This window comes from Novosphingobium sp. B-7 (assembly GCF_000410615.1).
Taxonomy (GTDB): Bacteria; Pseudomonadota; Alphaproteobacteria; order Sphingomonadales; family Sphingomonadaceae; genus Novosphingobium; species Novosphingobium capsulatum.
This window is the reverse complement of record NZ_KE148434.1, coordinates 1-8,743: the sequence shown is the minus strand read 5'-3', so window position 1 is coordinate 8,743 and position 8,743 is coordinate 1. Positions and strand designations below refer to the sequence as shown.

The window sequence follows — 8,743 nt, the reverse complement described above, 5'->3', positions numbered from 1 at the left end:
TCGGCGGTGCGCCGGAGGGGTGGCAGAGTGGTCGATTGCAGCGGTCTTGAAAACCGCCGATGTGCAAGCATCCGTGGGTTCGAATCCCACCCCCTCCGCCAACCCAGCCCGTCGGATCAGCCGCCGCGCAGGCCGAGGTCGCGCAACGCGCGGCGATAGAACATCGAACTCATGTCAGCGGTCAGATGCGCTTCGGCGCTGGGATCGAGCGGCAGTTGCGCGGGCCATTGCGCCTCTACCATGGCGCGGTCTTCCTCGAACACCTGGCGGTTGAAGTCATAGACGCCCTGCACCGGCAGATCGGTATCGAAATTGCGGGCAATCGGCACGAACAGGCGGGTTTCCGTGGCTGAAACCGGCGATGCCGCATTGAGGATCACCATTCGATCATCGCCGGGGAAATGGACTTCGAGCGTGGCCGTGAACGGAACATGGCAGCGGAAGTGGCGCAGCCAGCGAAAGCCCGGCGGCGCCTTGTCCACCCCCTTGGGATAGTTGGCCACGTTGCTCCAATATTCCGCCTCGAAACCCTGCGCCGTGCGGCGCGGCCGATAATCGGGCACCTGGGCATTATCGGGATCGGCAAAGCTTTCGCTGTGGATGAAGGCAAAATGCGCGACGTCGAGAAAGCCCTCCATCTGCCGCCCGGCCGAGCCGCGAATATCGATCCACGGGCAGACAATCTGCTGAAAGCCCGCTTCTTCCCAATGTGGCATGGCAATGATCGCGTCTGCGTCTGGTGCGCCCGCTGCAGGATCGAGGCAGGTCCAGATCAGGCCGTAGCGTTCCACTGCCGGATAGGTGTGAAGGTGGAACTGCGTTGGGATCGACCGTTGCGGTTGCGCAGGAATATGCACGCAGCGCCCGCCGGCGCCAAAGGTCAGCCCGTGATAGGGGCATTCCACCCCGCGTCCGTTGCCCCGCCCCATGCTGAGCGGAACGCCGCGATGGGGGCAACGGTCGGGCGCGATGACCAGCGCATCCTGGGCGCGATAGAGCACCAAAGGTTGATCGAGCAGCCGCGCCTTGATCGGTGCCTCGCCTACCTCGCGCGCCAGGGCAACGGGATACCAATGGCGCGACAGGATGGCCCAATCCTGCGGCGTATACGTGCAACCATGCGGGAGGACCGGTTCGAAAGATGCGAGCGGGGCCGTGGCCATGGGCAGCATTACCTTATCGTTTCAACGCGATGGCGCCATGATGGCGGCGCGGCGGTGTTCGATCAAACGCAATGATTCTCACGCTCTGTTGCAAAAATGCGCGCGGTTAAATCTCTTTGGGCAGCACCAGGTTGAGCACCAGCGCGATCACGGCCACCGGCATGACGCCCGATGACAGCAGTATCCGCGCCGTTTCCGGCAGGTGGCCTAGTGCCTCTGGCTCAAGCTGGAGCCCGAGCGCGACCGAGAGCGCGGTGCCGGCCACCAGCATGTTGCGCTGGTTCCATGCGACGCTCGACAGCATGGCGAGCGCGGAGGACGCGACCATGCCGAACATCACGATCACGCCCCCGCCCAGCACTTCGATCGGGACAGTGGTGATCACCGCGCCGATCTTGGGCAGCAGGCCGCACAGGATCAGGAACAACGCGCCCAGTGTCACCACGAAGCGGCTCATCAGGCCCGACATGGCGATCAGGCCCACGTTCTGGCTGAACGTGGTGTTGGGCATGGCGCCGAACAGGGCAGAGAGCGCCGTGCCCACGCCGTCGGCGGCCACCGCGCCCATCACTTCCTGATCGGTGGCGCGCCGCCCTGCCCCGTTTTCGCAGATCGCCTCGACATCACCGATCGATTCGATCGACGAGACGAAGCCGATCAGGCAGAAGCCGAGGATGGCCGAGGGTGACAGTTCCCAGCCAAACGCTAGGAAACGCGGCAGCATCAGCCAGTGCGCCTGCGCGACGGGGGCGAAATCCACGCGGCCCATAGCCAGCGCCACGCCATAGCCAGCGAGCAGGCCAAGCAGCACGGCAGCAGTTGAGAGCACGCCGCGCCCGAAGAACTTGAGGCCAAGCGTGGCGAACACGACTACCCCGGCCAGCAGCCAGCTCGACGCCGCTCCATAGGCCGGCAGCCCGCGCAGCGTCACCCCGCCTGCGGCATATTCCACGCCCACGCGCACCAAAGACAGCCCGATCATCAGCACGACCAGCCCGGTGACGAGCGGCGGCAGGGCAAAGCGGATCGGCCCGACCAGGCGGCTGAGCCCGGCATGGAGCAACCCAGCCAGGAACGCGGCAGTGGTCAGCGCGGCCATGCCCTCCACGCCCTTGCCGGCCACGATCGGGATCATCACCGAAATGAAGGCAAAGCTGGTACCCTGCACCAGCGGCAGGCGCGCGCCGATCGGCCCCAGCCCCACGGTCTGCAACAGCGTGGCGACGCCAGCGAAGAGCATGGCCGCCTGGATCATGTAGATCAGCGCCGAGGGATCGGCCGAGCCAAAGCCGAACCCGGCCGCGCCCGCCACGATGATCGGCGGCGTGATGTTGGAAACGAACATCGCCAGCACGTGCTGCACGCCCAGTGCCACCGCCATGGGCAGCCGTGGCACATAGGCCGGATCGCGGCGTTGCGCGTCGGTCGGCCCGGATAGGGGCACGGCGCTTTCGGGTATCGCTGCTGTTGCCATGGCTGCCTCCGTCATGCCGATCATCTGTTCCTATGCCATCAGCCGGGCGAGCGCCGCTTGCGCGCCGGCCACAACCTCTGCCTGGGCCGACAGCACCAGTTCGCCGCCGCGCACCACGCCGCGCCCTTCGACGAAGACATCGCGCGGCCCTGCCGGCGGGGCAAAGACCAGCGCTGCCAGCGCGTCCCAACTCCCGGTCGAGGCGATCTGCGCCACGGGCCAGATGGCCAGGTCGGCGCGTTTGCCTGGGTGCAACTGGCCACAATCGTGCCGGCCGAGAATCTCGGCGCCGCCGCGTGTTGCCATACGCAGGGCCTCGCGCGCGGAAAGCGCACCGGCCCCGCCAGCCACGCGCTGCAGCAGCATGGCCTGGCGCGCCTCGGCCAAAAGGTGCCCGCTGTCGCTCGATGCGGAACCATCGACGCCCAGGCCGAGCGGCACGCCGGCATCGAGCATGCCGCGCACGGGCGCGATCCCCGATCCCAGGCGGCAGTTCGAGCAGGGGCAATGCGCCACCCCGGTGCGGGTGCGGGCAAACAGGGCGATTTCGTTGGGATCGAGCTGCACGCAATGGGCATGCCACACATCCGGCCCGGTCCAGCCCAGGCTCTCGGCATAGTCGCCGGGGCGGCAGCCGAACTTCTCCAGGCTATAGCGCACGTCGTCGGCGTCTTCGGCCAGGTGGGTGTGCATCATCACACCCTTGTCGCGCGCCAAGATCGCGGCATCGCGCATCAGTTCACGGCTTACCGAAAAGGGCGAGCACGGCGCCACGCCGACGCGGACCATGGCGCCCTCGCCGGCATCGTGGAATGCATCGATCACGCGGATCATGTCATCGAGGATGGCCGGTTCGGCCTCGACCAGGCTGTCTGGCGGCAGGCCGCCCAGGCTTTCGCCCACGCTCATCGCCCCGCGCGTGGGGTGAAAGCGGATGCCGATGGTCTGCGCCGCGGCGATCGTGTCTTCCAGCCGCACGCCGTTGGGAAAGAGGTAGAGGTGATCGGAAGACAGCGTACAGCCCGACAGCGCCAGTTCGGCCAGGCCCAGCCGCGTGGCGGCAAAGACATCATCGGGCGTATAGCGCGCCCAGATGGGGTAGAGCGTCTTGAGCCAGCCGAACAGCGAGGCATCCTGGCAGCCCGGCACTGCGCGGGTGAGCGACTGGTAGAGGTGGTGGTGCGTGTTGACCAGGCCAGGCGTGACGACGCAGCCACGCGCGTCTATGGCGTCAAGCCCGCCCAGTTGCGGCGCCAGATCGGCAGTGGGACCACAGGCGACGATGGCGCCGTCGCGCCAGATCATCGCGCCATCGGCAATCTCGGTGCCGGCATCGTCCATCGTTGCCAGCACATCGGCATGGATGATCGCCCCGCTATGCAGGCCGCCGCTGCTCACTTGGGCGGGGCCTTGGCATAGCGCGGCCAATCCGCCAGCAGCGTATCCACCACTTTCGATCCGACGGTATAGAGCGCTTCGAGCGAGGCGCGCATGCCGGAATAGTTGTTGTTTTCCTTGAGCAGATAGTCAGCAGGCGCCACACCGGGCGGCGGCATGGTGAAGTTGGACGCGCCGCGCAGCACCATCACTCGGTCGCGATCGGCCCGGCCGATCCGCGCAAGATAGTCGATCGATTGGAACGTGCCGGTTTCTTCCATGGCAGAGGTGACGAACACGCCTTTCCCTCCCGTCCAGAAATCCACCCAATCGTGCGCCCACTGCGTCATCATGCCGCCGTGCCAAAAGGTCATCGCGGCCAGGTTGTCGCCGGTCATCACGCGCGGCGGAGACTGCGCCGGGACCATGCCGGTGAACGGCGCGCGCGCGGCGGCCAGTTGCGCGCTGTCGGGCAACGCCATGTCCTTGGTCAGGCCATAGGCCCAATCGGCCAGCGCGGGGTTGAGCGCGAACATCTCGCCCTCGTTCGCCTGTTGCGGCCGCTTGTCGCGTACTGTGTCATTGGGCCCATTGGAATGCAGCGCGAAATAGCCGCTCTTCCAATCGGCAGGAATTTCGCGGGCATCGATCTCGTGCGCCAGATCGCCATCGACCAGATAATGCGCCCACACGGCCGAGCCGATCGTGGCCTGGTGCGGGTCAACCCCGGCAATGCCGGCCACCAGCCAATAGGCGTGCGACAGATCGAACCGCTGATCGAGCCCCAGTGCCAGCGTGGCCGTGGCCGAGCGGATCGAGCCCATGCCCGTCACCATGCCCAGGATCTGGCTGTCGGGATTGTAGAAGAGATCGTGGTGTGATTGCGGGAACGGAATGCGCACGTCCAGCTTGCGCCGCTCGCGCCAGAACTGGAATTCGCCAGGCTCATCACCCGTGTCCTGCCCCACTTCGAACATGGTGACGATCACCACCTTGACCGGGATCTTTGCAGTGCAGGCCGCGCCCGGCCTGCACTGCAAGGCCTTGGCTACCGCAGGCGGAACGGCCGGAGTGGTGGCGGCACGGGCGCCAGTGGCCATACCAGCGAGCGCCAAGGCGATGGCCGCGTGGCGCAGGCCCTTCATCTGCAACATCATGAATATCCGATAGGCAATTGACAGGGCGGCAAAATATTGCCGCCCTGTACTGAGGATCAGAACTTGTACTGAATGGTCGCTTGGAAATTGCGCGGCACCTGCGGCAGGGCGATATCGGCCCCGAACAGATCCTGGCCACCGGCCCGGAAATAGCGCGCGTTGTTGAGGTTCTTGACCACGGCACGGAACATCCAGTGGCCCGTGGTGAACGAAGCACCGGCATTGACCAGCCAATAGGCCGGCAGGCGCACCGTCTGGCTATAGCTGGAGAAGACCGAGTCCACGTGGCTGACATCGGCGTTGATCGCGATGCCGTTGTCAAAGGCATAGGTGCCGGTGGCCGACACCACGTTGTGCGGAATGCCGGGACGCCGCGCCTGGGCGTTGGTCGAGGGGAACAGGTAACCGATCTGGCTGCCGCCGAGATAGAGCGACGGATCCTTGACGTTCACCATGTCACCGATGCCGAAGTAGTTGAAATAGCCGCCGCTGGTGAGCGCCGAGATATTCACCACGTCGATATAGGTGTAGTTCGCGGTGACCAGCGCGTGCTTGTCGATCGCCCAGCGCAGTTCCGCTTCCACGCCCTTGGTGCGGATCGACTGGTTGGTCAGCGGGCTGTCGGAAACGACGTCGGTGCGCTCCTGCTTGTAGACCGACAGCGCCGCATAGAGCCGCTTGTCGAGGAACTCACCCTTGATGCCGGCTTCATAGAGGCGCGAGGCCGACAGGAACGTGCCCCCGGCAATCGCGGTCGGCTGGATTTCGGCGCCTTCACCGGCGACCACCGTCGATTGGCGCGACGCGGTGACATAGGGAATGATGCCGATCGGCGTCTTGTAGGAAACGCTGGCGTTCCACGACAGGCCGCTGTTGTTGCCGGTGGCTTGCGCCACGCTGGGATAATCGGCCGGATCATACTTGGTAAGCAGCGCGGTGGACGTGGCGTGGACATGGTCCCAGCGCAGGCCGGCAATCACGTCGAGGCCGAAATCGAAATCGGCATCGACCAGCCCGGCCAGACCGACGTCGAGATAGTGGCCCTTGAGATAGTCGGAATAGTTGCAATCGCAGTCGGTGGAAAGCTGGCGGGTGGATGCCGCGGTATAGCCCGTGGTGATATCGGGACGGTTCCACAGTTCGACGCCAAAGTCATCGGCAAAGTTGAACTTGGTGTAGCGCAGCGAGGGGGCTGCCTGGATCGAAAACTTGCCGGCAGACGTGGTGAAGCTGTCGCTGATCACCACCTTGTCTTCCAGAACGTAGGAATCGATCTTTTGCGAGAAGCCGTAGTAGTTCTCGTTGAGGTTCTTGGTGCCGTCGTAGAAGACCTGGTTCTTGATCTCCAGCTTGCCCGGCCCGGTCCAGATCAGGTCGAAATAGAACGTCTTCTGATCGTTGTTGAGCTTGTCATTGGGGCCGGTCAGCGTGTCGCGCTTGCTCAGCTTGGTGGTGCCGGGGTTGACCAGCGCGAGGTCGGGATAGTTGGCCTTGAGGCAGGCGTCGGTCCAGCCCGAAGCGCCGATGCCGCCGCCGCAGCCAAACGAACCGAAGATGCTCAGGCCCTTGCCGCCGTTGGCCGCCCGCGCTTCGGCGCGCGTGATCATTCCGTCGGCAGCGATATTGACCAGGTTGCCATTCTTGTCAGTGATGTAATTGCTGGCATTACCGGTGACGTAATTGCCGTTGTCGATCAGGTCTTGCGACAGGCGGTTCCAGCCGCCGTTTTGCTGGCCGCGGAACTTTTGATACATGCCGCCGAATTCGGTGCGCAGGTTGCTGGTAATGTCGGTGTCGAACGCGGCCGAGAGCACCAGGTTGCGCGGGTGGATGTTGCGGTAATAGCTGCCCGAATCCTCGGATTCGGCATAGAGGCTGTAGCCGAACTGGTGATCGCCGATCCGGCCCGGTCCAGTGATGCTGCCCTTGAGCACGCTGCGGGCCCAGCTGCCGGTGTCATAGGCGATGAAGCCATGCGGATCGGGGGCATAAGTGCCATTGGCGGCGCGCGCCGTCTTGGGCACGAAGTTCATGTAGCCGCCGGTCTTGGACGGGCCATAGATCGGCGAGGCCGGGCCGCGCACGATGTCGATGCGATCAGCGGCGGCAATCGGGGTGGGATAGTTGCCGGGATTTTCCAGGCGCAGCATGCCGCGGAAATAGACTTCGCCGGGCGTGCCGCGAATATCGAGCGCGCCGCCGGTGCCGAAGAACGAGCTGGTAAACGTGCCGGGCACCTGGCTGACCAGGTCATAGATCTGCGTGATGCCAAAGCGTTCGAGCTGTTCCGAGCTTACCGACGATGCCGCGCGCGGCGTTTCGGCCAGCGTCTTGTCGAACCCGAAAACAGAGCCGACATCCTTCAGCGGCAGCGCGCCGAGCGAGCCGGACACGACGATCTCGGGCTTTTCATCGCCGGCTTCGGGTGCCGGTGCGGCCTGGTCGGCCAAGGCCGGCCGGGCCAGCGCGGTTCCCGCCAGCAGAGCGAGAGCGACCATCGCGCGGCGCGCGGGCTTGGGCTGGTGCAGCCGTGCTTGAAACATGCTCATTCTTCGTAACCCCCATGATCGGGCCACGCCGCCATGGGCGTGCCGTCCGTTGCTGTTTTTCTGCCTTCACGCCCCTCCCTGGGCATGATCTTGTTTTTATGACTTTTTATTATTGATTACGGCGGCCTTGATAGCGTCGTCCTCAAACGCCTCCAGCCGCTGTTCCAACGCCATCTGCAGGCGCGCCTTTTCGCTGGCCGCCAGCAGCGCGCGGCACGGCGTGGCTGAGGCAGCCTGCCCCGTGCCACCACACGGCGCGGCCCATTGCCCGACGTGGTGATCGCGCCACAGGCTGGCGCCCGGCACGAAGCTGTATTCCAGAGAGGCGCGCGCCATGGCCTTGAGATCGCCATAGCCCAGGCCCTGCTCTTGCACGCCGCGCTGGAACTCGTTGGTGATGTCGGTGCGCAGCACGCCCTGATCATCGGTGGCAAGAACCACCGGCACGCCATGGCGGCGATAGAGCGAGAGCGGATGCACAGGCCCTTTCACGCCCAGGATCACGGCGTTGCTGGTGAGGTTGATCTCCACAGCCACGCCCTGGCGCGCCATCTGCGCCAGCGTCTCGCTGCCCTGGTCTTCAAACGCGATATCCACGCCGTGGCCGATGCGCCGGGCGCCGGCCGCCACCGCCTTTGCGATATGATCGCGCATGTCTGCCGGCGGCACCTGGCCGAAGGCGAGTTCACCGGCGTGCATGGAAATGGCAACGCCGGGATGGCGCTGCGCCAGGAAGCGGAACATCGCCATGTGCAGATCGTAATCCGCGCGCGCCACCGGCCAGTCTTCGGGCTGGACGATATTGACGCCGACAAAGCGCGGATCGGCTTCGGCCAAGGCAAACGCCAGGATCAGCGCGCGAAACACGGCGGCCGGCGCCACGTCGCGCAGCGCCCAGGCAAGATAGTGCACCGCCACGCCGCAGCCAGGCTCGGCCTGCGGCGTGGCACAGTGCATGCCGGTGCGCGCAGCAGCTTCCTCGGCATCGATCTGCGCGCGCAGCGCGGGCAGCTGGGCCAGCAG

At 65.3% G+C, this 8,743-nt stretch carries 5 protein-coding genes, 1 tRNA gene and 1 pseudogene; 1 reads left to right on the top strand and 6 read right to left on the bottom strand.

Annotated elements, in window-relative coordinates; translation table 11 throughout:
• The first annotated feature begins 13 nt into the window (after positions 1 to 13).
• Positions 14 to 101: transfer RNA gene (locus H926_RS0118875), tRNA-Ser, on the top strand.
• Between the two features lie 15 nt (positions 102 to 116).
• Here the strand turns inward: H926_RS0118875 and H926_RS0118870 are convergent.
• The 6 genes and pseudogenes from H926_RS0118870 to H926_RS28940 all read right to left on the bottom strand — a co-directional run.
• Positions 117 to 1,163 (bottom strand): aromatic ring-hydroxylating dioxygenase subunit alpha, encoded by a 1,047-nt coding sequence (locus H926_RS0118870; protein ID WP_028658231.1) that lies wholly within the window; start codon positions 1,161 to 1,163, stop codon positions 117 to 119.
• A 106-nt stretch (positions 1,164 to 1,269) separates the two neighbouring features.
• Positions 1,270 to 2,637: a nucleobase:cation symporter-2 family protein gene (locus H926_RS0118865; protein ID WP_148291803.1), complete on the bottom strand. Its 1,368-nt coding sequence runs from the start codon at positions 2,635 to 2,637 to the stop codon at positions 1,270 to 1,272.
• Positions 2,638 to 2,667: 30 nt separating this feature from the next.
• A complete protein-coding gene (locus H926_RS0118860) occupies positions 2,668 to 4,035 on the bottom strand; it encodes an 8-oxoguanine deaminase (protein ID WP_022677679.1) in 1,368 nt (455 codons plus the stop codon).
• On the bottom strand, positions 4,032 to 5,171 hold the full coding sequence (locus H926_RS0118855; protein WP_022677678.1) for a purine nucleoside permease: 1,140 nt from the start codon (positions 5,169 to 5,171) through the stop codon (positions 4,032 to 4,034). The genes H926_RS0118860 and H926_RS0118855 overlap by 4 nt, the downstream gene beginning before the upstream one ends.
• A 56-nt stretch (positions 5,172 to 5,227) precedes the next feature.
• Entirely contained in the window at positions 5,228 to 7,720 is a 2,493-nt protein-coding gene (locus H926_RS0118850; RefSeq protein ID WP_022677677.1) for a TonB-dependent siderophore receptor, read from the bottom strand.
• A 96-nt stretch (positions 7,721 to 7,816) separates the two neighbouring features.
• A pseudogene (locus H926_RS28940) lies at positions 7,817 to 8,743 on the bottom strand (adenosine deaminase); the annotation flags it as partial.

What these genes read in the sequence shown, in the direction of transcription:
- H926_RS0118850 (WP_022677677.1), bottom strand. Translation starts at nt 7,720, where the DNA reads ATGAGCATGTTTCAAGCACGGCTGCACCAGCCCAAGCCCGCGCGCCGC.
- H926_RS0118870 (WP_028658231.1), bottom strand. Translation starts at nt 1,163, where the DNA reads ATGGCCACGGCCCCGCTCGCATCTTTCGAACCGGTCCTCCCGCATGGT.
- H926_RS0118855 (WP_022677678.1), bottom strand. Translation starts at nt 5,171, where the DNA reads ATGATGTTGCAGATGAAGGGCCTGCGCCACGCGGCCATCGCCTTGGCG.
- H926_RS0118865 (WP_148291803.1), bottom strand. Translation starts at nt 2,637, where the DNA reads ATGGCAACAGCAGCGATACCCGAAAGCGCCGTGCCCCTATCCGGGCCG.